The organism is Bacteroidota bacterium, from assembly GCA_016722565.1.
In the GTDB taxonomy this organism is placed as follows: domain Bacteria; phylum Bacteroidota; class Bacteroidia; order 2-12-FULL-35-15; family 2-12-FULL-35-15; genus 2-12-FULL-35-15.
In genome coordinates, this window is sequence record JADKIU010000002.1 from 617,722 (window position 1) to 643,695 (window position 25,974).

General features: G+C 36.9%; 19 protein-coding genes and 1 pseudogene. 10 read left to right on the forward strand and 10 right to left on the reverse strand.

From position 1 onward, the window contains the following. Window positions 1-28 precede the first annotated feature (28 nt). Window positions 29-1,111: pseudogene (locus tag IPP64_08090) on the forward strand (class I SAM-dependent rRNA methyltransferase). 35 nt (window positions 1,112-1,146) lie between these two features. On the opposite strand, the gene IPP64_08095 reads toward IPP64_08090, so the two are convergent. The 9 genes from IPP64_08095 to IPP64_08135 form a co-directional block, all read right to left on the reverse strand. Continuing rightward, entirely contained in the window at window positions 1,147-3,531 is a 2,385-nt protein-coding gene (locus IPP64_08095; protein ID MBL0329362.1) for a TonB-dependent receptor, read from the reverse strand. A gap of 55 nt (window positions 3,532-3,586) precedes the next feature. Next, window positions 3,587-4,321 carry a DUF1275 domain-containing protein gene (locus tag IPP64_08100; GenBank protein MBL0329363.1) on the reverse strand — a complete coding sequence of 245 codons (735 nt, stop codon included), beginning with the start codon at window positions 4,319-4,321 and terminating at the stop codon, window positions 3,587-3,589. Window positions 4,322-4,373: 52 nt separating this feature from the next. Beyond that, a complete protein-coding gene (locus IPP64_08105) occupies window positions 4,374-5,780 on the reverse strand; it encodes a phosphoglucomutase/phosphomannomutase family protein (protein ID MBL0329364.1) in 1,407 nt (468 codons plus the stop codon). Between the two features lie 76 nt (window positions 5,781-5,856). Further along, entirely contained in the window at window positions 5,857-6,912 is a 1,056-nt protein-coding gene (gene mltG / locus IPP64_08110; protein ID MBL0329365.1) for an endolytic transglycosylase MltG, read from the reverse strand. 27 nt (window positions 6,913-6,939) lie between these two features. Continuing rightward, a complete protein-coding gene (locus IPP64_08115) occupies window positions 6,940-8,970 on the reverse strand; it encodes a tetratricopeptide repeat protein (GenBank protein ID MBL0329366.1) in 2,031 nt (676 codons plus the stop codon). A gap of 5 nt (window positions 8,971-8,975) precedes the next feature. Next, window positions 8,976-9,500, reverse strand: a complete 525-nt coding sequence (locus tag IPP64_08120) for a GNAT family N-acetyltransferase (GenBank protein ID MBL0329367.1) — start codon at window positions 9,498-9,500, stop codon at window positions 8,976-8,978. Next, the gene (locus IPP64_08125; GenBank protein ID MBL0329368.1) at window positions 9,497-10,054 is read right to left on the reverse strand and encodes a hypothetical protein; all 558 of its coding nucleotides are present in this window, start codon (window positions 10,052-10,054) and stop codon (window positions 9,497-9,499) included. The genes IPP64_08120 and IPP64_08125 overlap by 4 nt, the downstream gene beginning before the upstream one ends. Continuing rightward, on the reverse strand, window positions 10,051-10,836 hold the full coding sequence (locus tag IPP64_08130) for a diaminopimelate epimerase (GenBank protein MBL0329369.1): 786 nt from the start codon (window positions 10,834-10,836) through the stop codon (window positions 10,051-10,053). Before IPP64_08130 ends, IPP64_08125 begins: the two co-directional genes overlap by 4 nt. Window position 10,837: 1 nt before the next feature. Further along, window positions 10,838-11,545: a hypothetical protein gene (locus IPP64_08135; protein MBL0329370.1), complete on the reverse strand. Its 708-nt coding sequence runs from the start codon at window positions 11,543-11,545 to the stop codon at window positions 10,838-10,840. Between the two features lie 182 nt (window positions 11,546-11,727). On the opposite strand from IPP64_08135, the gene IPP64_08140 reads away from it, so the two are divergent. The 5 genes from IPP64_08140 to IPP64_08160 all read left to right on the forward strand — a co-directional run bounded on the left by IPP64_08140 (window position 11,728) and on the right by IPP64_08160 (window position 20,802). Next, window positions 11,728-13,185: a trypsin-like peptidase domain-containing protein gene (locus IPP64_08140; protein ID MBL0329371.1), complete on the forward strand. Its 1,458-nt coding sequence runs from the start codon at window positions 11,728-11,730 to the stop codon at window positions 13,183-13,185. A gap of 349 nt (window positions 13,186-13,534) precedes the next feature. Then, window positions 13,535-14,398, forward strand: a complete 864-nt coding sequence (locus IPP64_08145) for an RNA polymerase sigma factor RpoD/SigA (protein MBL0329372.1) — start codon at window positions 13,535-13,537, stop codon at window positions 14,396-14,398. A gap of 283 nt (window positions 14,399-14,681) precedes the next feature. Next, window positions 14,682-16,145: a glyceraldehyde-3-phosphate dehydrogenase gene (locus IPP64_08150; protein MBL0329373.1), complete on the forward strand. Its 1,464-nt coding sequence runs from the start codon at window positions 14,682-14,684 to the stop codon at window positions 16,143-16,145. Between the two features lie 465 nt (window positions 16,146-16,610). Next, window positions 16,611-17,642 (forward strand): gliding motility-associated C-terminal domain-containing protein, encoded by a 1,032-nt coding sequence (locus tag IPP64_08155; protein ID MBL0329374.1) that lies wholly within the window; start codon window positions 16,611-16,613, stop codon window positions 17,640-17,642. Between the two features lie 13 nt (window positions 17,643-17,655). Then, window positions 17,656-20,802, forward strand: a complete 3,147-nt coding sequence (locus IPP64_08160) for a tail fiber domain-containing protein (GenBank protein ID MBL0329375.1) — start codon at window positions 17,656-17,658, stop codon at window positions 20,800-20,802. Window positions 20,803-20,868: 66 nt separating this feature from the next. Here IPP64_08160 and IPP64_08165 read toward each other — a convergent pair whose 3' ends face one another. Further along, a complete protein-coding gene (locus IPP64_08165) occupies window positions 20,869-21,759 on the reverse strand; it encodes a 4-hydroxy-tetrahydrodipicolinate synthase (protein MBL0329376.1) in 891 nt (296 codons plus the stop codon). A gap of 367 nt (window positions 21,760-22,126) precedes the next feature. Between IPP64_08165 and IPP64_08170 the strand changes: the two genes are divergently transcribed. The 4 genes from IPP64_08170 to IPP64_08185 are packed head-to-tail and all read left to right on the forward strand — an operon-like array spanning window position 22,127 to window position 25,949. Further along, window positions 22,127-23,767, forward strand: coding sequence for a carbohydrate binding family 9 domain-containing protein (locus IPP64_08170; protein MBL0329377.1), 1,641 nt, complete (start codon window positions 22,127-22,129; stop codon window positions 23,765-23,767). Continuing rightward, window positions 23,757-24,593, forward strand: coding sequence for a hypothetical protein (locus IPP64_08175; GenBank protein MBL0329378.1), 837 nt, complete (start codon window positions 23,757-23,759; stop codon window positions 24,591-24,593). The genes IPP64_08170 and IPP64_08175 overlap by 11 nt, the downstream gene beginning before the upstream one ends. A 1-nt stretch (window position 24,594) precedes the next feature. Next, window positions 24,595-25,245, forward strand: a complete 651-nt coding sequence (locus IPP64_08180) for an ABC transporter ATP-binding protein (protein MBL0329379.1) — start codon at window positions 24,595-24,597, stop codon at window positions 25,243-25,245. A gap of 32 nt (window positions 25,246-25,277) precedes the next feature. After that, window positions 25,278-25,949: a hypothetical protein gene (locus tag IPP64_08185; protein MBL0329380.1), complete on the forward strand. Its 672-nt coding sequence runs from the start codon at window positions 25,278-25,280 to the stop codon at window positions 25,947-25,949. Window positions 25,950-25,974: the final 25 nt, after the last annotated feature.

Here is a 25,974-nt window from a genome sequence, read left to right on the forward strand (position 1 = left end):
GCCTCCCGATTACGAAGGCGATGATGTAAAAGAAGGCGATGTTGTTGCCGTGTATTCTGTGCAGGAAGAATTTCTGGGAATGGGTCATTATCAAATTGGTTCCATTGCTGTGCGCATGTTCTCGTTCACGGAAGTGAACCCAAACTATGAATTTTGGAAAAGCAAAATTCAAAAAGCCTACGATTTCAGAACACAATTAAATCTAACAAAAAATCCAGCTACCAATTGTTACCGTTTGTGTTTTGGTGAAGGAGATGGATTACCGGGTTTTATCATTGATTATTACAACGGGACAGCCGTATTGCAATCCCACTCGATTGGTTTGCACTTAATCAAACATGAATTTGTGAAAGCACTGCAAGAAATTTACGGAGACGAATTAAATGCCGTTTATGATAAGAGTGAAGAAACGATGCCAAAGAATGCTCCTATTAAAGCACCAAACGGCTATTTATGGAAACGTGAGAACGCTACCAATGAAACCATCGCTTTGGAAAACGGACATCAATTTTCAGTGGATTGGGAAGGCGGACAAAAAACCGGATTCTTTATCGATCAACGAGAAAACAGAGAATTGCTCGCACATTATTCAAAAGATAAAGTGGTGTTGAACACTTTCTGTTATACAGGAGGATTTTCAATTTATGCAGCTGCTGCCGGAGCAAAAGAAGTACACTCAACCGATATTTCGAAAAAAGCAATTGAGCTGACCGATAAAAATGCAGCATTGAATCAATTGAAGAATCATACTTCTTTTGTTGCTGATACGTTTGAGTTTTTAAAGAATCGCGAAAATACGTACGATATCATTGTGTTGGATCCTCCTGCATTTGCAAAACATCAAAATGTGAAGCACAATGCCATTATGGGTTATAAACGATTGAATTATGAAGCCATCAAACAAATTAAACCGGGTGGATTGTTATTTACATTCTCTTGCTCTCAGGTAGTAGACAAAAACACGTTTAACAGTACCGTGATGGCAGCAGCGATTGAAGCAGGAAGAAATGTGAGAATCTTGCATCACCTTTCACAACCACCCGACCACTGTGTGAATATTTTTCATCCCGAAGGTGAATATCTAAAAGGATTGGTTGTCCATGTAGAATAAACAAAAAGCCACTGAGATTCAGTGGCTTTTTTGTTTTAGAATTCAATGATGATTCCTAAGGTTGAAAGTGAAGTTCCCGAAGAATTATCAATCAACTTTGTTTTGTAAGCGGCCGGATTAGCCGGATCGGTTTGTGCATTCCCATCGGCATCTCTATCCAACACTAAGATGGCAGGTTGATCGGATTTCGCGCGGTAAACATTCTGCAAATCATAATAGATGTCCAACGACCATTTTTTAAAGAAGAACTTTTTATCAATACGCATGTCCAACTGATGAAATGCTCTCAAACGATTTTCATTCAATTTAGAATAATCGGTCAACCCTCTTCCATTTAAATCCCAAACCGACTTCAGTGAGGATGTTTGAACATCAATCGGAGTATATGGTGTACCGCCCTGATAACGCCATTTAAATCCTGCCTCCCAATTGCGTTTGAATTTTTTACCGAACGTTGCTGAAACAATGTTCCCATTATCCCAAGCGGAAGGCTTGTCGTCTCCGTTTTTATCTTGAAACTGACTCTTCACCCAGGTATACGCAACAATACCATAAAATCCTTTAAACAACTTTTGCTGAACCAAAAACTCTATTCCGTAGGCTTGTCCATCCGAAAGAGAAACAACCGGTTCATTGCCAATCACTCCAAAATCACCTCCCAGGTTAGCTAAACACAACGAATCACGAAGTGAAAACGGATAATTGGAATATTTTTTATAAAACCCTTCAACTGAAATCTTAGTATTAATTTTTGTATTGTATTCGAAGCCCGCCACCAAATGATCGTTGGTAATATAGGTAACTGAATTTGCTTTATTTGTTAATACATCTGCCGAATCACGATAACCTAAAATGGTGTAGGCCGGCAACTGATAATACCTGCCTGCATTAAAATTGAAACTGAAAGCATCAGTAATATTGAATGCCAAAGAAAAACGAGGAGATAGTTGATTCAACGGATTGCTCATCGCTGTTGAGTAATCCGAAAAATCGGTCCGCACACCCAATGAAACCAACATCCGTTGATTAAACAATACTTTACTGATTTGTCCGAATGCCGAATATTTATTAAAATTCAATTTGGAGTCGAAATCAATGAGAACCGTTCCTCCAGGTGTGGTGATCTTATTAAAGGTCGAATTGGTATATGTTACATTTTCAAAACCTGCACCCACATTTATTTTAAATCCATTGTTACGATAGGTGTTTTCGATACGTACTTTGTTTTCGATTTCCTGAGAAACATAATCGAGCACTTTATTCGTGTCGATGCTTTCATCGTTGTTAAGGTATTTATACGAACGATTGTTTAGGTGATTTCGACTCACAACCAATGTCAAATAACTCTTTTCGAAGTAATGTTTATAGTTCGTTCCCAAAGCATAATTCCATTGTTTGTTCACCGGCAAATAACCCAAAATGTATTTCTGCTGTTCGGTTTCATTCGCATCCAAATTCAATTTAAAATCATCATAAGCACCCAAGCCGATAAAGGAAATTTCGTTTTTATCGTTTAATCGGATTTTTGCTTTGAATTGAGCATCATTATAGATGGGCAAAAAAGGTAATTCCAAAAGTTTAAATAGCCAACCCAAATAAGATCTTCGGGCGGAAACAATAAAGGTTGTTTTTTTACCAATCGGACCATCCAAGGTCAAACCTATATCGGAAGAACCTAATGTTGCTGTTGTAACAAGCTTTTCAGAATTACCATCCTTCATTTTAAAATCAAATACGGAGCTCAAGGCATTGCCACGGTTTACAGGAAAAGCGCCTGCATAAAAATCCACTTCACGAATAAAATTAACATTGATCATCCCAACGGGTCCACCGGAACCACCTTGCGTAGCAAAGTGATTGATATTCGGCACTTCAATCCCATCCAGATAAAATCGATTTTCATTGGGCGCGCCACCACGAATGATAATATCGTTACGGAAAGAAACGGTAGAGGCTACTCCGGGCAGCGACTGAATCACTTTGGAGATATCTCTGTTTCCTCCGGGATTCCGGTCGATTTCAGAAGAACCAATGGTGCGGAGGGAAACTGGACTTTCTTCTGTTTTGTTAAAAGGGGAAGCGGTGACTTCTACAACAGCTAAACTATCCGTTTTCTCATCCAAGCCAATGTTTAAAACCGTTGGGGTAAAATTATTTACTTGAATTTCAAAAATTGTTTTTTTGCTGAAACCCACAAAAGAAGCTGTAATATTATACAAACCAGGTGTTAAGTTTTTCAATTCATAATTTCCATCCAAATCGGTTGTCGCTGCAATTGACAAGGAAGTGATGCCTACTGAAGCAAATGGAATGGCTTCGTTGTTAATGGTATTAAATACTTTTCCTTTTATAACTCCATTCTGAGCAACAGCAGAAAGAGAAAGACATAAAAGGAGAACAAAAAATAAATTCTTTTTCATAAACAAATACGGTTTGGTAATAAACAAAATAGGGAAAGGTTTGTTCGGGTTGTTGTTAAAATTTTTTTCGTCTTTTTCGATACAATTTGTAATAGTTAAAAAGTAATACATCATATAAAATTGCCACCGCCAGAAAGGCGGAAGCCAAGATAAGAATCCCTAATGACAGATAAGAATATAAAAAGCCACCGAGCACACAACCGAGAAAAAAACAGCTGATAATCGCCAATCGCAGCTCAATACTTTGCGTTAATTTTTCACGTTGCTCTTTACGTTTGTAAAAAAAGAGTTGCGACAATTCAATCCCCAAATCGGTGAACAAGCCCGTTAAATGAGTCGTTCTAACGGTTGAGCTTGAAATTTGTGTCACCAGAGAATTTTGAACACCCATTGCAAACAAAAGAATACTCGCAACAATCGTATCTGAGAAACCTTTTTCAATCAGCATCGTTCCGCAGGTACCGATAATGAAGAGCAAACTAATTTCTAAAAGCATCGGATATTTATGAGCCGATGTTTTCCCTTTTTTAAGAAAGTATTCCGTCAGAAAATTCGAAGAAAATGAGCCCAAAAGAAATGCAAAAATCAACAACAAAAAGCTCATCGCAAGACTATAATGTTTCAACACCAACTCTTCAGCAAAAAATGCAAAATGACCTGTCACATTTGTTGTTAATACTTTTAACTGCAAAACACCGGTTATGTTAACAATACCGGCAATAAACGAAAGCAAGGCCGCCAACCGCAGGTTGTGTTTAAACGTTCTTGTTTTTCCTTTGTGACGAAACATATGAATTTGAAATAAAAAAAAGCCACTTCATCAGTGGCTTTTTGGTTTAAACTTATCCTAAGAGTGTTTTTTCAACCGCTTTTAAAATAGCAAATGCTTTTTCGGTGGTTGCTGATTCTGCATAATTTCGCAATACCGGTTCTGTTCCGGACGCACGAATCATCATCCATTCATCATTCGCAAAGAAGTATTTCCAGCCATCCACCGTTTCAATGCGTTCTACTTTATACGGACCGAAAGAGGTATAGGTATTGTTTTTGCAATTTTCTACAATGGCTTGTTTCACTTCTTCTTTTAAGTGCATATCGCTGCGTTCAAACTTGAAAGCACCCACAATTTTATAAATCTCTTCAATCAATTGATCCAACGTTTTTCCAGATTTTACCATGTATTCCCAAATGGTTAAACCCATCCAAATTCCATCGCGCTCCGGAATATGTCCTTTGATGGCAATCCCACCACTCTCTTCTCCACCCAACAAAACATCTTCCGAAACCATGATTCCTGCAATGTATTTGAATCCGATTTTTGTCACTTGATATTCCAAGCCATAATGCTCACACATCTTTTTTACACGTGGTGTAACTGAGAATGCATTCACCACTTTTCCTGTCATTTTTTTCTGAGTAACCAAATAGTTAATCAATAACAAGATGATGTGATGTGAATCCACAAATTCGCCTTTGCCATTGTACAAACCAATCCGATCCGCATCACCATCTGTTGCCAAACCGCAATCAATATCTCCACTCTCTGAAATTAACGTAGAAAAAGGAATCAAGTTCTTGTGGATTGGTTCCGGTGCTTGTCCTTCAAATCCTGGATTGTAATCACAATGCAAAAAGGTGATATCCGGCAACAACCTGCGCATCACATTTTGCCCTGCACCATACATTGCATCGTAGGCAAAATTCATTTTTGTTTTACGAATCGCATCCATGTCGAAGTTTTTCTCCACATGGTTCACATACATCGTTTCTAAATCCACGTATTCAATCATTCCTGATTTTACAAAATCAGCAACCGAAAGATTTTCTACATCCACATTATTAGTGGCTGGAATAATGTCTTCTATTTTTTGAATATCATCCGGTAATAATGGTCCGCCAAAATGACCTTTTAACTTATAACCATTGTAAGAAGGAGGATTATGAGATGCCGTTATAATGATTCCTAAGGAAGTTCCAAGGGTTTTTGCACCCAATGAAATCATAGGAGTTGAAACAAAGTCTTTTGCCAAATACACCTTAATTCCCGCATTCGCCAGAACTTTTGCTGTTGTTTCAGCAAATAGTTCACCGGCAAATCGACAATCATGGCCGACTACCACACTTGGTTTACCAAAATTACTTTTCACCCATTCTGCAGTTGCAATTGTAACACGAGCAACATTGTCAACTGTAAAATCTTTCGCGATGATGGCTCTCCATCCGTCTGTTCCAAATTTAATTTTTGTCATAATCTCTATTTTAAAGGGCAAATATAATATTAATAATTCTTTCTAAAATGTCAACTGAAGATTTAAACTCCTACGATTAATGGATATTCTTCGCATTCAACGCATCTCTGTATTTTTTTGCATAGACACAATGCTGCTCATACGTTTTCGCAAAATAATGTTTTCCGGATAAATCTTCTTTGGCACACATATACATATAATCGCTTTTTTCATAATTCAAAACAGCATCAATGGACGATTGCTGAGCAAACCCAATCGGTCCGGGAGGTAATCCTTTATTCACATAGGTATTGTAGGGAGAATTCACTCGGGTTTGTTCGAAGGAAACACGCTGAATCGTGAAATCGCCAATCGCATAAATTACAGTAGGGTCCGATTGTAAAGCCATTCCATCATTTAAACGATTCAGGTACAAACCGGCAATGATTTTTTTCTCGTCATTGTCGCAGCATTGTTCACCTTGCACAATGGAGGCTAACGTAGTAATGTCTGTTTGCGAATACCCAATCGCTTTCGCCTTTTTCTTCCGCTCCTCGTTCCAGAAAAATTTATATTCTTTGGCCATGCGATCAAAAAATTCCTCCACAGAAGTATTCCAGTAGAATTCATAATTTTCAGGAATAAACAGCGCTTGCACATTGTCCTGATTGAAACCATATTTACTCAAAAAGCCATTGTCGCGAATCGCTTGATGCAATGCATTTGAATCTGCTTCAATGCGTCTTCCTACTCTTAATAACAATTCATCCACCGTATGCAATCCGTTGAAATTAATTTTGATGGGTTCCTGAATTCCGGCTTTTAACAGATTCACCAATGCATTGTTGCTCATATTTGCCAGAATCCGATATTTACCGGGCTTCACAGCATTTTTATACTTTTTCTTTTCTGCCAATAGCTCAAAAGTCGAACGGTTCTTAAGAATGTTATTTTCTCCCAATATGCGAATCACATCATCAAACGTTGAACCGGTTGGAATGTAAATGATCTCCGATTTTTTATCTCCTAAATTAACATTCGATTGATAAATGGTTTTATAGGCATAATAACCTCCTACTCCACCAACCACAATAATAATGAGGAGTGTCGCAATGATGATTTTTTTTAAAAATGAGGATTTTCCTTTTGCCATTCTGCTTAAAATAAAGACCTAAAGATATTATTTTAGTGCTTTCAATTGACTTAAAACCCGTTTTGCTTGCTCATTTTTCGGGTTCTTTTTTAAAATAGTATTCAACTGTTCTTCTGCTTCCTTATATTTTTTCTGATAAATTTTTAATCCAGCTATATTCATCAATAATGATTCATAATCGGGATCTAACTTTCGTGCTCTGTTATAAAGTTCTTCTGCCTTCAAAACATTTCCTTTAAGGAGATTGGCATAGCCTAAATTGTTCAGTGCAGGTGTATAATTCGGATTCTCAATCACCACATAATTCAAAACACTAATTGCTGCATCATAACGTTCCATCGCCATCATCACACCGGCCAATTTATTTCTGAATTCCGGATTTTTAGGTGATAAATCAATGGCTCTGCTGTAAAAGCTAAATGCCGATGATAAATCCCCAAGTGAGGCATACGCCTCTCCTATTCTATAGGCTGTCCAAGCATTTGAATTGTCCCACGACTTTTTATTCAACGGTTTTTTCAGTCGATCGATATTACCTACTTGATTGAGGTACCCAATAATTTTTTTGTAATCCTGTTTGATGAAATTCAAATGCACGAGTAATTCGAAATTTTGCTCCACATCCTCCTTTGTTTTATCCGACAAATAAAACGCAGCTGAATCAAGGTATTGCGTCTTGTATTCGAACTTATCGTATTGCTGAATATAGGCTTTTGCCTTGGTATAATTACTTGGATTTTTTTCGTTTATGGCATACAATCCTATAAACTCTTTTACTTTTTGTATTTCCTCTTTTTTCATCGGTTTGCGAATGTAATGATCGTGCACCGTCACATGCGGTATATCAATTGAACCTGAATTGGGCATATGGCAACTCACACAATTGTCCTGCACCTTCGCTCTTACCACTTCCTTTTCTGAACATAAGCCATTCTTGGTTGAAGTGCTATGACAATTTTTACATGCCGTATTAAATATTTCCTTTCCGGTCGCTTTCACACTCACATGCGGATTGTGGCAGGTAACACAGGTCAATGAATTTTTATACGGTCGTAAAGATGTTTTATCCGTTTCTTCTTTGTAGCTATTGATAAAACATTTGCTTTGTTTCAATCGATCCGCATGCGAAGCCATGATAAATTCATCATCCGCATTTTTATACCGCGGCAAAAAGGTGGTCATATAATCCGATAATTTTTTACCAGGTTTAAAATCCAAAAAGGATTTCCCTTCTTTCAAAACAGTATTTCCTTGTAAGTGGCAACGCTGACAAACGTCAAATTGCAAATCAATCGGAAGTTTGCCGGGATTCACAATGGAATAATCAATGTATTTAGATGTATCAATTTTAGAACCGGTGGAACGCTGCTGCACATGAATGCTGCCTGGTCCATGACAGCGCTCACAACTCACCCCTTCCGGCAATGCATTAAATTTATTTTCGGAGCCTTCTGCAAAGTCGGGAAGTGAATTATGACAACTCATACATTCCAATCCGATTTTGCGGGAGAAACGCGTATTAAATCCATCTTCAAATCCGGGAGGAAAATCCCATTTTTGTTTTTGGGTATAAAAAGTCATTGGCATTTGATGCAAATAACCGTTGGAGTTTGTAATGTGCGAATTGGTATGATGTCCCGAACCGATAATATAATCAACGCGTTCAATGCGTTTATGAATGGTGTCTTTCCCTTTTAAGCGAAACTCCATAATTTTCAAACTATCGCCTTCCCAAAATGGATGGTAATAAAAATCTTGATACTTATCGTAAATGACGGTATGTGCTGAAAATTTTGCTGCGCTTTTTGTTTTGCTCGCATGCTCAAAACTTTTCCCCATTCCAGTTTGAATGTAAGAATTATAAATGTCTTGGTGACAAAGTTTACACTGACTCATCCCCACATATTTGGCTGAATCATGGTGATTTAAATAACCAGTAGCTGTCGGCAAAGATTCCTTTAAGGCTTCCTTTGGAGAAGGATCACCGCAATACACGATGGTAAGAATTACAATCGAAAAAAGGATGAAGGAAAGAATATTGCGGGTGGAGAAACTCATGAATTTTACCCTTTTATCTTCTGAAGCAATAATTCATCTTTATAGACATCTCCATCGCGCACCCATTGTTTTTTAATTCCTGTCACCTGAAAACCTTGCTTTTGAAACAACAAAATACTGGCTTCATTATCGATGGTGATGTTGCAATAGAGTTGGTGAAGATTTAAAATGGAAAAACAATAATCCACTAAAACGTTCAATGCATCAAACGCATATCCTTTTTTTCTGTCGGATTTATCGGCAACCAATATTCCGATACCGGCACGTAAATGATTGGGATCAAAATCAAACAAATCAATACTTCCTACAGCACGCTCTTCTTCATTACAAATCATCAATCGCAATTGTTTTACCGAATAAATATCCTGGTGTGCGCTGGCAATGTATTGTTCCAAAACAAAACACAAATACGGTGTTTGTGTATTGCTCACATTCCAGGTTTCGGTATCGTTTTCCCATTGATATAAAACATCAATATCGGAAGGCTCGATGGCCCGAAGTGAAACAATTTTTCCTTTTAACTTCATTATGATTGCGGGTTAAATTCTTTTCTCACTTGTTCGATTCCGGCATTGATTTCTTTATTGGTATATACCGGCAATTGATACGAAGCAATGTCAACATGGATGGCACTCACCGATTCAATCAATCCGTTGGCTTCCAATACAGGAAGCAATTCATAAAGATAGTTGACATTGTGCATCGGCAGATGATACACTTCTTCAAAAAACAATTTAATCGGACTTAAGCAAGTTGCAACTCCAATATCTACTCGTTCGAACTGCTGAATGTTTGTAATAAAATGTTCGCGTAAATACACATCACTAAAAGTTGGATGTGATTTTATTTTTATAAACAGGGAAGGAATTTTTCGGATGTTTGAATTTTTGATAATCGCTGCTACAGGTGTATTGATATCTTGTCCTTTAATCGAAAGCGAATGATAGGATTTATCCACAATCATTCCAATGTGCGGAGGAATGCGCGTAGCATGAATCACAGCAATAAAAACGCCTTTTAACAAGTCGTTCTCATCAAACGATGGATTCACTTTAAGTTGATAGGTTGTTTTTTCCTGAATCATTTAACTGAAATTTCACCTTTAAAAACAAAAGTAGCAGGACCTTCCAACCAGATATCCGTAAAGGAATGGTCATCGTGCATTTTAAATTTCACTTTCAAATTCCCACCCAATGTTTTTACATCACAATAATCTTGTCCGGTAGAAACATTTTTTAATGCTGCCACCAAAGCCGCTGCTGTGACCCCTGTTCCACACGAATAGGTTTCACCTTCTACTCCTCGCTCATACGTTCTTACAAACAAATCGTTCAAGTCCTTTTCAATAAAATTCACATTTGTTCCTTTTTCTGAAAAGCGTTCGTTATATCTTATTTTTTTGCCCTCTTCAAAAACATTGTAATTTTTTACATCATTTACAAAAGCAACGTAATGAGGCGAGCCGGTATTCAAAAAGGAAAAGGCTGCATTCATTTCTACTTTGCTAACATTGTTCATTTTCAAACTGATGAACCCGGGTTTTACAACCGCTTCGTGTTCGCCATCTGTGGCTAAAAAATGTGCTTTCTCTTTTACCAATCCTAAGGTTCTTGCAAATTCAACAATACAACGTCCACCATTTCCACACATACTGCTTTCGTTACCATCGGAATTGTAATACACCATCTCAAAATCGTAACCGATTTTCGATTGCAACAACATCAAACCATCGGCACCAATCCCGAAACGTCTGTCGCATAGCCTTACCACCAATGCATTGTCGGCACGATTAAATTTCATGTCGCGATTATCAACAATGATAAAATCGTTTCCTGTTCCCTGATATTTAGAAAAAGTAATTGTCATTTTATTTTAATCTGCTGATGACGGATTCATCCGTTATCCGTTCATAGGGTTTAAATTCACCTGTCGCGTCCACTCGGTAAACCAAGGAAGCACTCTTGATATAGACTACATCATCCAATCGGTATATTTTTAATCCTTCCGGAGAGGCAATGCCATACATAATGAGTTTGTACTTACTCATTTTATAACCTTTGTAATTTAACGGAGAGGACCATAATTCCAAATTCATGTATTGCTTCGCAGCGGGTTTATCGTCTTTAATACCGCTTACTTTCTGAAGCAATGAATCTTTACCATTCATTTTTGCAACCGGATCTAAATTAAAAACCTCCAATGTTTTTGTCAAGAGTAGTTCATCCTTCCGCACCACCATCACATCGTCACCACCGGGATTTTCAAGTGTAAGCGTATCTTTGGCGATGCTGTTTGTATCCACTTTCACCACCTTCTCTTCATTGATTGCTTCTTGGTTTTTAGAAAAATCGGCTACTTTCGTTTTGGACTTTTTTGTTTTCTCAACCGGTGTTGTTTCTTTTGACGGAACGTCTTCCGATTTGCTTTCAGAGGAGAAGGTATTGGAGACAGATTTATAGAAACTTAATTCTTTAAAATAATCGTCCAGTTTAAAAATAAAAAAGCCACCGGCTATAATCAACCCGACTAAAATTCCGATAATAAAACCGTATGATTTTTCTTTAAAACTACTCATCAATACTTTGTAACTATTTTGGTGCTTTTAAATATTTGTGTAAAGTTACACAACCTTTGCAAACCGCTGTTAAAGTATGTTAAAAATAAATGACAAAAATAATATAGGAATAAAATTTGTGTTAGAATTTTCAGTTAAATTTCAGTACATTCAAACATAAAAAAAACAGAAGATATGAAAAGATTTTAGGAGTATTTGCAATTGCAGGAATTGGTGGTTTTACCGCTCTTGGTCTTAATCACTTATTAAATAAAGAGTCCATTGAGTCAACATCGCAATTGGCATATCAAACACCAGTAAAGTATGTAAAACTGCCAGGAGCCAGCGCTCCGGAATTAGCTGTTGATTTTACCAATGCTGCTGCCACTTCAGTTCATTCGGTGGTGAACGTAAAAACAACCTATCCGCTGGAAACACAAAATCCATATTTATATGACCCTTTCCGCGATTTCTTCGGATTGCATGGTCAGCGACAACCACAGCAAGCGCCACAATCAACCGGTTCGGGAGTAATCATCTCACAAGATGGGTATATCGTAACCAATAACCACGTAGTGGATGGAGCTGATAAAGTTGAAATCACCTTGAATGATAAAAGAAGTTATACAGCAGAAGTGATTGGGAAAGATCCTTCCACCGACTTGGCATTATTGAAGATTAAAGAGGAAGGTTTGGAGTTTATTAATTATGGAAACTCCGACAATGTAAAAGTGGGCGAATGGGTATTGGCTGTTGGAAATCCATTTAACTTAAATTCTACGGTAACAGCAGGAATTATCAGCGCGAAAGGCCGAAACATTAATATTTTGGCAAACGACAGAGAAAAAGGTCAATTTCCGGTAGAAGCCTATTTACAAACAGATGCCGCTGTAAATCCCGGCAACAGCGGTGGAGCCTTGGTAAATGCAAAAGGTGAATTGGTGGGAATCAACTCTGCCATTGCATCCAATACTGGTTCGTATACCGGTTATTCATTCGCCATTCCGGTTAACTTAGCCCGAAAAGTGGTTGCCGATTTATTGGAATTTGGTGAAGTACAGCGCGCCTTTATTGGATTGGCCATTCAGGATTTGGATGGCAAATTAGCAAAAGAGAAAAGCATCAATGTCATTAAAGGTGTTTATATAAATGGTGTTGTTGAAGGCGGAGCCGGTGCAGAAGCAGGAATTAAAGAAGGTGATGTGATTACCAAAATTGGTGATGCGGAAGTAAACAACCAACCGGAATTGTTGGAGCAAATCAGCAGATATCGCCCGGGCAACAAAGTGAATATAACCTTGAACCGTAACAACCAGGAAAAAGTAATGTCTGTTGTTTTGAAAAACAAGAACGGAAATACAGATGTGGTTTTAAAACCAAAAGTTGAAATTATTTCTGCCCTAGGAGCTTCGTTTGAAGATGTGAGCAAGGAAGAAATGAAAAAACTCAGCATCGAACATGGGTTAAAAGTTGCAAAACTGGGTGCCGGTAAATTATTAAGCGCTGGAATCAAAGAAGGATTTATTATCACCAGCGTTGATAAAAAGAAAATCACCACGATTGACGATATTAAAATGACCCTTGAAAACAAAAAAGGTGGTGTACTCATTGAAGGTGTTTACCCAAATGGCATGAGAGCATATTATGGGTTTGGGATGTAGCTCCAATGTTATCGGGAATCAGCATTCAGCTGATTCCTGATTTACAGTGGAGCTATACCGAAGAAAAAGAATGAAAATGCACCTCGATCTGAAACAACACTATACTTTTTCATTCGGTATCTCACGAATGAAATGAAAACCCAAACTATTTTTATCCACACCAATATTCCATTTTATCGACAATAAAAGCCTCTTTATAGACCCTTTTCAGCAATAAGTCTAATTTATTGTAAGTTGCTAACAATCAACAAGTTCCAAATGTTATTTTAAGATGAAATATTTGTAAAAACCACTCGTTTTAGACTACCTTTGTACCAGAATTAACCCCTATTTAAACTCAAAAAAGTCTATGAGACAACTCAAAATAACCAAATCGATTACCAACCGCGAGAGTGCTTCCTTAGATAAATATCTTCAGGAAATCGGTCGTGAGGAATTGATTACCGCAGACGAAGAAGTAATTTTAGCAAAAAAAATCAGAGATGGAGATCAGGTAGCGTTAGAGAAATTAACCAAATCCAATTTACGTTTCGTGGTTTCTGTTGCAAAACAATATCAAAACCAAGGTTTAAGTTTACCGGATTTAATCAATGAAGGAAATTTAGGTTTGATTAAAGCAGCAAAACGTTTTGATGAAACACGTGGATTTAAATTTATCTCTTATGCTGTATGGTGGATTCGTCAATCCATTCTTCAGGCATTAGCAGAGCAATCCCGTATCGTTCGTTTACCATTGAACCAAGTTGGTTCTTTAAATAAAATCAACAAAGCTTATTCTCGCTTAGAACAACAGTTTGAGCGTGAACCAAGTGCTGAAGAATTATCTGACATCCTAGAACTTCCACAAGATAAAGTTGCTGACACCATGCGTGTTTCTGGCCGTCACGTATCCATGGATGCTCCGTTTGTAAATGGTGAAGAAAACAGCTTATTGGATGTATTGGTGAACCACGATTCTCCAAGAGCCGATAACTTATTGATGAACGAATCGTTGCAAAGAGAAATTGAACGTTCTTTATCAACATTAACAGAAAGAGAACGTGATGTGGTAAAATTGTTTTTCGGTATCGGAATTAACCATGGTTTGACCTTGGAAGAAATCGGTGCAAAATTCGATTTAACCCGCGAACGTGTTCGTCAAATTAAAGAAAAAGCAATCCGCAGATTGCGTCATAACTCCAGAAGTAAATTACTTAAGACCTATTTAGGCTAGATAATCCCTTCGAATCTCAATGAAACCACACAAAATCAGTTGAAAACTAAGAATAAGTTTAACTGATGTTTGTGTGGTTATTTTTTTATTTTTATTCCTCGGCTACGCTCGGAATGACAAAAAAGGACGATCGAAATGACAGAACAACGAAAACTCAATCAATACTAACAACTTATAACTCATAACCCATAACTTATAACTCATAACCCATAACTTATAACTCATAACCCATAACTTATAACTAATAACATCAACCAATAACTACATTATGACACTCGAAACAATGGAGCCAACTGAAGGAAAAGCAAAAGGAACCTATGAATCTGAATTAAATGATTGGATCAATCATGAAAAAGCAGCAATCGATCTGATTGGAATTATCGGAAAACTATGGTTTGAAAAATCAATCGAATTGATTTTATTCAGAAACCAATTGGTGGATAGAAGCGCAAGTGAAATCATGAACTTGCACCATTATGCAAAAAACATCGTTAAAAAAGTAATTACGGTTGAAGAGACATTAGCCATCGCAGCACAAATTTCTCAAATGGATGTTTGCCCTTCTCGTGTGGATATCGGAAAGCTTGCTTTCGAATGGCAACAAGAAGGAACAAAATTTAAAAGTGTTGAAGATTTCTTAAAAAACAAATTGGTTGAATTCATCGGAACCAAACACAACATCACTCCAAAAGATGTTGTATTGTTCGGTTTCGGTCGTATTGGCCGTTTAGCTGCACGTGAACTTATCGCTCAAGCTGGTAAAGGTGAACAATTGCGCTTAAAAGCAATCGTTACACGTGGAAGCAGCGATGCTGAAATTATCAAACGTGCCGATTTATTGCGCACCGATTCTGTTCATGGTGTTTTTCCCGGAACCATCATCGAAGATTTAGAGAAAAAAGCATTGATCATCAACGGACATACCGTTCACATGATTGATGCTAAAAATCCGGAAGATGTGGATTATACAAAATACGGAATCAACAATGCATTATTAATTGACAACACCGGTGTGTTTAGAGATAAAGCGGAATTGAGCCGTCACTTACAAGCAAAAGGAATTACAAAAGTATTGTTGACTGCTCCTGCAAAAGACATCCCGAATGTCGTTCACGGTGTCAATCATCAAACCATCGATATTAAAACAGACAATATTCTTTCTGCTGCTTCTTGTACAACCAACGCCATTATGCCGGTTTTACAAGTGGTGCATAATAAATTGGGAATTGCACGTGGACATATTGAAACGGTTCACTCCTACACCAACGATCAAAACTTGTTGGACAACTACCATAAAAAATACAGAAGAGGTCGCTCTGCTGCTTTAAACATGGTAATCACAGAAACTGGTGCTGAAAGTGCATTGAAAAAAGTATTGCCTCAATTGTCCGGTAAATTCACTGCTAACTCGGTGCGTGTCCCAACACCAAACGTTTCTTTGGCAATCTTAAGTATGACCATTGACCGTGAAGTAACAAAAGAAGAAGTAAATGATATTTTGAAAGATGCTGCTTTAAACGGAGCATTGGTAGAACAAATCCAATACATGAATTCCAACGAATTGGTTTCAACCGATGTAATCGGAAATCCATGTCCTTCGGTATTCGACAGCCAAGCAACGATTGTTGGTCCGGATAAAAAGAACATTGTATTATATGTATGGTATGATAACGAATATGGATATACCCGCCAAGTAATCCGCTTCTCTAAGTTCATTGCAGAAGTGAGAAGAATGGTATATTACTAAGTCAAAAATTTTTAAGTTAAAAGTCAAAAAAGCCTTTCCGCTATGGAAAGGCTTTTTTTATTATTAATTTGATTTACCCAATTAATAAACTATATTAGCTAAAATAAAATCTAAAAAAGCAAAAAGAAACTAAACAACTATTTTATAATATTCTGTGCGAAATGTTCTACTCCCTTTGAAGCACAGGAAATACGACTGGATATTAACACATCCCAGATTCTATCGTATTAAATATTTCCCAAAGAATGAAAAATACATTTAAACTAAAAAAGAAAGGAAAATCATTTTTATAAAAACAAAAAGACAAAGTCTATCTTTCTTTACTAAGAAAGCTCAACATTAATGCAACTTAAAGCGTTATTTGGAGTACAAATTATGGTAAATTTGTTAGAGACAAAGGTGCATGGATCAGCATCTTAAAATACAAATGATTTATAACGTATTAAAAAATCAAATCTTAAACAATTGCTGAACTTCAAAAACATATTTTTATGTGTTCAGTCCCGCTTACCTGCGGGGAATAAACCTTTTTATATACTATTATTTGTTTTCACTTCTGTATTTTGTAGTGCTCAAATAAATTTTGTTTCTAATCCAAGTTTTGAATTATATGATACATGCCCCGTTTCATATTCTACCCCAAGTGATTTCCAACTTGAAACGGCATTGAATTGGAAAATTCCAACTATGGGAACTAGTGATTATTTTAATCAATGTGCAACTTCAGCATCTTTTGTAGATGTTCCTTTAAATGCGTTCGGTTTTCAAAACGCTTATGATGGGGGCGCTTATGCAGGATTTTTTGTCTATGAGGAAAATTTTAATTACAGGGAGTATTTGCAAACTAAATTTGTGCAACCTATGGTTGCTGGTAATAGTTATGACATTAGTTTTTATGTTTGCTTATCAGACTATTCAGAATTTGCTTCCTCTCAAATAGGTGCATATATTTCCAACTATCCAATATCAAGTACCAACCCATTTGGTAATCCATTAAATGTTGTTCCTCAAATTGAAAATCCTATGGGGAATTTCATTACAGATACCTCTAACTGGACTTTAATAAAGGGTACTTACGTTTCTACTGGAAATGAGCAATATATAACAATTGGCAATTTTCATGATTCAATAAATAATGATACGATCGAAGTCCCTTTCAATATTAGTGTAGGAAAAGTCTCATATTATTATATTGATGGCATTTCTGTAAGTCCATTATTTCAGGAATTAATACTGCCAAATATTATCACACCTAACAATGATGGAGTAAATGATTATTTTTCATTTGAAGGACATGGACTTGAAGAAGTTAATTGTATTATTTATAACCGTTGGGGAAATATTATTTATACTATTAAAGAGGTTAATAGCGAATGGAATGGCTTGAATCAAAATGGGCAAAACTGCAATGATGGTATATACTATTATGTTTTAGATGCAAAAGGCGAGGACAAAAAAGAATATAAACAAAAGGGATTTATTCAATTGTTGAGGTAAATATCTTAACAAAATGAAAATAAAATTAAAATTTCCCTTGGCATTATTAGCCATTGGAATCAGTCTTTACAACGAGGCATTCGCACAGCAAATACAAACTGGTGCTGCTGGCGTCTCATCTGAATGGAGAAGAGGAGGAAATTTTTTAGCAGGAAGTGCTCCTCCAGCGGCTAATATTTTTGGAACAATGTGGAATTCACCTATCTACACAAAAACATTTGCCATACTTCGCGAAAAACTAAATGGTACAGTTGCATACAATGTTAACGGTTTTGTAGCAGCAAGAGATGGCTACATGCTATTAGGTCCTGATGCACCGGTAGGTGGTGGTACATTGTATAACTCAAAAGGAGCGTTCAGTTTGCTTCATTTGAATGGCACTACAACTCTTGCTGCGATTGAACTTGGTTACCGTCCTTGGATGAAAACAGGAATTACTTTTACTGAAAACAGTGATTTGATGTATGTTGGTCGTAAAAGTGAAGGAATACCAGGATCTCCAACTGCAGATCAAACAGACGCTGTAATTGCTTGGGCAGACGATGGTTCAGGGCCTCCATTTTTTGGTCCAGATAATTTGCGTTTTATGTTCACTTTCGGAAATGCTGCAGGAACAAGCGCTCCAAATGGAGATTTAACTGGTGGTGGAATGGATGGACGTGAAGTTATGCGAATGACTCCCCAAGGAAATGTGGGTGTTGGTCCTCGTTTTGATAATTCAAACCAACCTCAAAGCACTTATCATCAACATCAAGAAAACAACTTGAGCAGTTGGATGCAGGTAACAAACCAAATCGTTTCAAGTACAGGTCCTACATTTGTTGGACCAAACGATGGATTTAGATTTGGAATTTTAGGCGCGCCAACTGCAATTCAAAATGGTAATGCTTTTATTTATAACCAAGAGCAACGTCATATTATATTTTCTACTGGAAATGCAACTCCAACAAGTATAGCTACAACCAATGAACGGGTTCGAATAACAGCTATTGAAAATCCAACAACAACAACTTCTGGTTATGGAATAAATAATCCAGGAGGGTTACCAACAAACTTAACTCGCGTTTCAATTAGTGATGATCCAACAACTCCTGTAACTCGTCCTTTAAGCTTGTTACATATTGGTTACAACACAATACTTGGGAATGATGGATGGAGATCATGGATGGATGTAGGAATGTTCGCAAGTAAATCAAGCGACAATGTTTATCTCGGATTAAAAGCGGAACCTGGAATTGCAGGAATTCCAGGTTTGGATCGACAAGATGCTGTTTTAAATTGGGGTGATAGTCCAACCTCATCTATACCAACCAATGGTCCAGACAATTTGAGATTTATTTTCACTTCTCCGTTAGGATCTGGTTTGTCACCAGCAAGTGGAGCCAACGGACTTGAAGGAATGAGAATGACACCTTCTACAAATGTTGCAGCTACAGTAACACATGTTTGGACAGGTATTGGTGGAGACCCAACGGTTAATCTTTATGGCCCAACTGGAGCAAGTATTAATCCAACCCAAACGCTAGAAGTAAATTCTTCAGAAGCTACTACAGTAGTTGGTGGAAGTAGTGGTTTGCGCTTTACAAATTTAAATACAACATCGCCAACAATTGCAAATCCAGGAGCTGGAGTTTTAGCTGTGGATGCAGATGGTGATGTTATTTATGTACAAGGAACAGCAGGAACTGGAATTGGAAATTATTGTGCTGCAACGCCAAACCCTATTGTTGGAAATGATTATGAAATCCCTTTAAACACTTTTAACTATCGTTTTACTGGGCAATCTATTCCTTTATTATCAGGTGTAAATACTGATGTAGTTGGAATTGGATATGCTTGCACTTCGGTAATGCCAGCAAAATTTAACGTTTTAGAACAAGCTACAGGGCCTATAGCTGTTAACACAACTGCGACAAGCTCTATTAATAGCGATGTTTCTACTTCTACAATACCAAGAATTTACAGAGCTGTAGTTGGGATAACTAATGGCGTTCAGCCAATAAATTTTCTACATACGAATATTGGAGGTGATTTTTTAGCAAGAGATGCCGACAATACTATTGGAGTTAGAGGGACAGCAAATTATTTTAGCCAAGCAGCAAAAAATGCAACCGGAGGATATTTTCAAGCAATCGGACCAAACGATGACAATACTGGTGTATATGGTATTGCAAATAGTTCAAATGGAGCAAATTATGCCGTAAGAGGAGCTGCCATAGGTTCTGTAGGGACAAATTATGGTGGATTTTTCAGCGCAGCAAATGGTACATTTAATTATGCCGTGTATGCTTCTGCCTCCACTTCAGGCGCACCTGGAGCAGGAACACCTGTTGGCCCTAATTATGCTGGGTACTTTAATGGTGATGTTTATATTTCTGGAACTTATGGGCCTTCTGATATCAATTTAAAGGATAGCATCCATGGCATAACAAATGCAATGGATATCATCAACCAATTGAATGCAAAAACATTTGCATTCAAACACAGTTCATATCCATCTATGAATTTGCCAAAGGGTCTTCAGTATGGTTTAATTGCTCAAGAAGTTGAAACGGTTTTGCCTGCATTAATCACAAACAATGTTCAGCCAGCAGTTTTAGATTCTTTAGGCGCAGTTGTTACACCAGCTGTAAACTTTAAAGGCCTGGAATATCAGCAGTTGATTCCGATCTTAATAGAAGGAATGAAAGAACAACAATCAAAAATTGACAGTTTAAATGAGGAAAACAATTTGCAAGATTCAATCAATACATATCTGCAACAAAAAGATTCTATTTTAGATGAGAGAATGACTGCTTTAGAAAATGCACTAAACGCATGTTGCAACAATCATTCAATGCAACAAAGCAATTCAAACAATTCAATTGTATCACAAGATGTTGAATTGAAAGATGGACAAGCAATTGTTTTGGAACAAAACGTTCCAAATCCTTTTGCTGAACAAACAACTATCAATTATTTTTTACCAGACAATGTGGTAAAAGCACAAATGCTTTTTTATAATGTTTCAGGTAAATTAATTCAATCGGTAGATTTGAATGAAAGAGGAAAAGGAAGTTTAAATGTATTTGCTAGTGATTTAAGCAATGGAATTTACACTTACACACTTGTTGTTGATGGAAAAATTGTTGAGACTAAGAAAATGGTTAAACAACAATAGATTATTTTATAATAAAAAAAGCCTCTCAAAAATAATCTGAGAGGCTTTTTATTTAATATCAATTTCTTATTTATACATCTCCACCATTTCTTTCAAGGCATTGTGTGTGGCTTTGTTCACATTTACCAATGGCAAGCGTACATGAGCAGGAGAAATTTTCATCATCTCCAATACTGCTTTTATTCCTGCAGGATTTCCATCCGCAAATAATTGCTCAATAATATCGGTTAATTTATAATGCAGCTTTTGAGCCTCTTTTACATTTCCTGCTAAAATCTGGCGGGTCATTTCTGAAAAGTCTTTTGGAAATGCATTTGCAACAACCGAAATAACACCATCCGCACCTGCAGCAATCATTGGCAATGTCAACATATCATCACCGGAAATAACTAAGAAGTCTTTGGGACGGTGTTTGATAATTTTCATACACTGCTCTAAATTTCCGGATGCTTCCTTTACCGCAATGATATTTTTAAAATCGGTTGCCAACTTAATGGTGGTATCCGCTGTTACATTAGATGAAGTTCTTCCCGGAACATTGTACAAAATAATCGGCAACGGTGATGCTTCTGCAATCGCTTTGTAATGCTGATAAATTCCACGTTGATTCGGTTTGTTATAATACGGTGATACAGAAAGTATCGCATCGATATTATTGAAGTCAGATGTTTTTTTGAAGGCACTTAAAATCTCTTGTGTATTGTTTCCGCCTAATCCCAATACAATTGGAACGCGTTTATTTACATTTTCAATCACATGGGTTACAACCGATTGTTTTTCTTCTTTGCTCAACGTTACCGATTCTCCGGTTGTTCCAAGCACCACAATATATTCAACACCACCCTTGATGATAAAATCAACCAACTTGTTTAAGGATTTATAATCTACTGTATGGTCTTTGTTAAAAGGAGTTACAATTGCAACACCTGTACCTTTGAATTTTAAATTTTTACTCATGGGGAATTAGAAATTAATTGTAGTTTTTGGTAAAGATAAATTGATTTTACATAAAAGAGGCAAAAAACTAACCGCAGATTTACAGATTTTACGAATGGGTTGATTATATCGGATTTCAATACCATTAATCACCAATTCAAATACCAAATCAGCTTACATGAATACTCTATATCTGTGAATCTGTGGCATTTGTTATTCATCAATTTAAATAAGCTGTATCTTTTTTGTAAAATCGCAGTTATGGATTAGCAACCTTTATGAATAGTCTCGTCTAACCATAAATGTTAAAAGCCGTTAAAATAGTACATTTACCGCTTATTAAATTTACATTTGCCTTGTAACAATAAAAGAGTATTTTTATTATCGAATGAAGAACCCTGTATTATTAAGCATTGCTCTGCTATTGTTCATCAGCCAATTCACCTTTGCTGACAACGACTCCATTCCCAAACGAAAAGAGTATTTCACCTCCCGTGCTACAAAAACACCCAAGATTGATGGGTTGCTGGATGACGAAACGTGGAAGACCGCTCCAATCATTTCCGACTTCAAACAAAACTTTCCGAATTATGGCGTTGACCCTACTCAAACCACAAACGTTCAGATTGTTTACGACAATACAGCCATTTACATTGCTGCTTTTCTTTACGACTCGTGTTCGGATAGCATTTGCAAACAATTGGGAAACCGAGATGACTACCTGAATGCCGATAATTTCAGAGTGGTTTTTGATACGTATAATACCGAACAAGATGCATTCGACTTCAGCGTGACGGCTTCCGGAGTGCAATCCGATAGCCGTTTCTCCGACTATTTATACAATGCCGTTTGGGAAAGTGCCGTAAAACTGCATCCCGAAGGATGGAGCGTGGAAATTAAAATTCCCTATTCTGCCTTACGTTTCCCAAGCACCAAAACTCAAAAATGGGGAATGCAGATTACACGAAGCTTGACAAGAAACGGAGAATTCGACCAATGGGGATTGTTGCCACGAGGTGTTCCTAATCCGTTCAAATACTGGGGCTATTTAATGGGCATGGAAAACATCAAACAACCCATCCGTTTATCACTTACGCCATACATTACGGCCTATACTTCACACTATCCCGCTAACATCGAAGGAGAAAGTAATTATTCTTCCAACATTACAGGAGGAATGGATTTAAAATACGGCTTAAATGAAAGCTTTACCGTGGATGCCACACTCCTACCCGATTTTACGCAAGTACAAAGTGATAATGTTGTAAAGAATCTAAGCGCCTTCGAACAACAATTTGAAGAGCAACGTCCGTTCTTTCAGGAAAGCACCGACTTGTTCCAAAAAGGAGATTTGTTTTATTCCAGAAGAATCGGGAGACGACCTTCTGCCTATTATGATGTGTATGATCAAACACAAGAAAAAGAAATCATCGTTAAAAATCCTGATCAGGCCAAACTATTGAATGCAACAAAAGTATCCGGGCGAACACCCAATGGTTTAGGAATAGGATTATTAAATGCTGTAATGGACAATACCTATGCCATCGCAAAAGATAGCTTGGGGAACGAGCGCAAGATTTTAACCGAACCGTTTTCGAATTATAACATTGTTGTATTTGATCAGCAGATGAAGAACAGCTCTTCTGCTTACTTGATTAATACTAACGTAAAAAGAAACAACAATGGAAGAAATGCGGATGTTACCGGTGGCGGATTTAATGTGAACAATAAAAAGAACACCTACTTTCTAACTGCACGAGGTGCAATGAGTAATGTGTTTACCAAAACGGATACGATCACCAACCAGTATACCGACTTATTCGGATTTCAATATTTATTAAGCGGAGGGAAAAATTCCGGCTGGTTTCAATTTGAATTGTATCAGGTGGCAATTAACCCAACATTCAATATCAATGATTTAGGAATCACACGCGAAACCAACTTTATCAATCGTGGAATCAATTTCGGTTTTAATCGCTTTCAACCCTGGAGAAGCTTTTTAAAATGCGAATTTAAATTTGTCGTTTAACCAAAATGAAAATTTCACAACACATGTTACCAATGCATTCGGTATGAATTTAAATGCCAATGCCACCTTTAAAAACTTCTACAATATCTATCTGGGTGGTTCTTATGAACCCATTCAATCCATTGATTATTACGAAGCACGTGTTCCCGGAAGAATTTTTATTCGTCCGACCAATCAAACCATCTGGACAGGTGTGAACAGCGATACGCGTAAAAAAATCAGTTTTAACTTTAATTTGTACGCAGGAACAACCGGTTTAATTTCTCCAACCATCGGTTACAATCCGTATTTCGGAATCACACTTTCTCCGAACATCCGAGTGAATGATAAATTGTCGTTCAACATTTCATCCAACTACAACCAGGATGATGGAGATCGAGGATTTGTGAACTTTGACCACAACGACAACATCATCATCGGATTACGCTTTATCAAAACCATTGAGAATATTGTTTCTGCAAGATATTTGTTTAGAAACAACTTATCGCTTAGCTTGAGAGCACGGCATTATTGGACTGGTGGACATTATTCCAGTTTTTACAACCTTTCGGAAGATGGTTATCTGATTGATAACATCAGCTATAATCAAGTACACGACTTTAACTTCAATGCGTTTAATGTGGACATGGTATTCCAATGGCAGTTTGCACCGGGCAGTTCTTTAAACCTGGTTTGGAAAAATTCGATTTACAATGAAAACTCCGTTGTGGTTCCCAACTATTCACAAAACTTCACCAACACCTTAGAAGCAAATCAATTGAATACTGTTTCTTTAAAAGTATTGTATTATTTCGATTATCTTTACCTCAGAAAAAAACGAGGTTAAAATGATAACAGCAACCGCTATCTCTAAATCTTACGGAACATTAGATGTGCTAAAAGGTGTTTCTCTCAATATTCAAAAAGGAGAAATCATTTCTATTGTGGGTGCATCCGGAGCAGGTAAAACAACCTTACTGCATATTTTAGGAACCCTGGATAAATCCAACAAAGGTGAATTAAAAATCAACGATGTGGTTGTTTCGAGTTTAAGCGATAAAAAATTAGCTGAATTCAGAAATAAGAACATCGGATTTGTTTTTCAATTCCACCATTTACTTCCTGAATTTACAGCATTGGAAAATGTTTGCATTCCGGCTTACATTGCAGGAACGTCTAAATCAGAAGCGGAAGCAAGAGCAAAAGAATTGTTGGCTTTTTTAGGTGTGAGCGAACGAATGAATCATAAACCCAGCGAATTATCGGGTGGAGAGCAACAACGTGTAGCAGTTGCTCGTGCATTGATTAATAATCCTGCAGTGGTGTTAGCGGATGAGCCTTCCGGAAATTTAGATTCCAATACTGCTAAAGATTTACATCAATTATTCTTTACGCTAAGAGAAAAATTCAACCAAACATTTGTGATTGTCACCCATAATGAAGAACTTGCAAACATGGCCGATCGGAAATTGGTGATGAAGGATGGGAATATTATCTAGTCAAATATTTTAAGGATTTATATTCCATCAAAATGAAAAACCTGTTTTATGCACTGCTTTTTTTCATTTTGAATTTTTCGCATCTGTCTGCAAAAAACATACCCGATTCACTTCTAAAACACAAATTTGGTTTCGGTTACAACCTATTTCCCGGTCTAACAAATGCAGAGGCGGGACTAAATTTCGAATTCCGATTACATAAAAACATTTTTTTAGAGGCATCCTATTATCACACCTATTATGGATTTAAAATAGTTGTAGCAGGAGCCAGCAATGCTTTTGAATACAATCCTACATTTGGAGATAAATTTCAAATAGGTCTACGTTTTTATAATAAACACAAAAAATCATCCAAAATATTTTTCTATGAGTATAGAATTGGTTACAAGAATTTAACCACCCCAACATATACGAATAGAGATGGTTCTAATGGATTAAATGGCACTCCAAGAGAAGTACTTTCAATATATAGAGATTTTTACAGGGTTAGCTTTGCTGTAGGTGAAAAACAATTTATTGGAAAGCATTTTTATTTAGAAGAAATTGGAGGAATCGGATTGCAATACATTTATAAAAAGGAGCATCTTTATAGTCACGGGCAAGGTAATCAATATCAATATGTTTACCCGCCCAACACCTATCGCAAGTCAAGGTATTTCTTCCCTATGCTGGAAATATCAATACGATTTGGCATGTTATTTTAAAATAACAAATTTTATTGATCTATAA

Excerpts from the sequence above, each read along its gene's own strand:
- IPP64_08165 (MBL0329376.1), bottom strand. The coding sequence starts at position 21,759 with ATGAGTAAAAATTTAAAATTCAAAGGTACAGGTGTTGCAATTGTAACT.
- IPP64_08135 (MBL0329370.1), bottom strand. The coding sequence starts at position 11,545 with ATGAGTAGTTTTAAAGAAAAATCATACGGTTTTATTATCGGAATTTTA.
- IPP64_08105 (MBL0329364.1), bottom strand. The coding sequence starts at position 5,780 with ATGACAAAAATTAAATTTGGAACAGACGGATGGAGAGCCATCATCGCG.
- IPP64_08115 (MBL0329366.1), bottom strand. The coding sequence starts at position 8,970 with ATGAGTTTCTCCACCCGCAATATTCTTTCCTTCATCCTTTTTTCGATT.
- IPP64_08125 (MBL0329368.1), bottom strand. The coding sequence starts at position 10,054 with ATGATTCAGGAAAAAACAACCTATCAACTTAAAGTGAATCCATCGTTT.
- IPP64_08100 (MBL0329363.1), bottom strand. The coding sequence starts at position 4,321 with ATGTTTCGTCACAAAGGAAAAACAAGAACGTTTAAACACAACCTGCGG.
- IPP64_08130 (MBL0329369.1), bottom strand. The coding sequence starts at position 10,836 with ATGACAATTACTTTTTCTAAATATCAGGGAACAGGAAACGATTTTATC.
- IPP64_08150 (MBL0329373.1), top strand. The coding sequence starts at position 14,682 with ATGGAGCCAACTGAAGGAAAAGCAAAAGGAACCTATGAATCTGAATTA.
- IPP64_08170 (MBL0329377.1), top strand. The coding sequence starts at position 22,127 with ATGAAGAACCCTGTATTATTAAGCATTGCTCTGCTATTGTTCATCAGC.
- mltG (MBL0329365.1), bottom strand. The coding sequence starts at position 6,912 with ATGGCAAAAGGAAAATCCTCATTTTTAAAAAAAATCATCATTGCGACA.
- IPP64_08145 (MBL0329372.1), top strand. The coding sequence starts at position 13,535 with ATGAGACAACTCAAAATAACCAAATCGATTACCAACCGCGAGAGTGCT.
- IPP64_08180 (MBL0329379.1), top strand. The coding sequence starts at position 24,595 with ATGATAACAGCAACCGCTATCTCTAAATCTTACGGAACATTAGATGTG.
- IPP64_08095 (MBL0329362.1), bottom strand. The coding sequence starts at position 3,531 with ATGAAAAAGAATTTATTTTTTGTTCTCCTTTTATGTCTTTCTCTTTCT.
- IPP64_08160 (MBL0329375.1), top strand. The coding sequence starts at position 17,656 with ATGAAAATAAAATTAAAATTTCCCTTGGCATTATTAGCCATTGGAATC.
- IPP64_08185 (MBL0329380.1), top strand. The coding sequence starts at position 25,278 with ATGAAAAACCTGTTTTATGCACTGCTTTTTTTCATTTTGAATTTTTCG.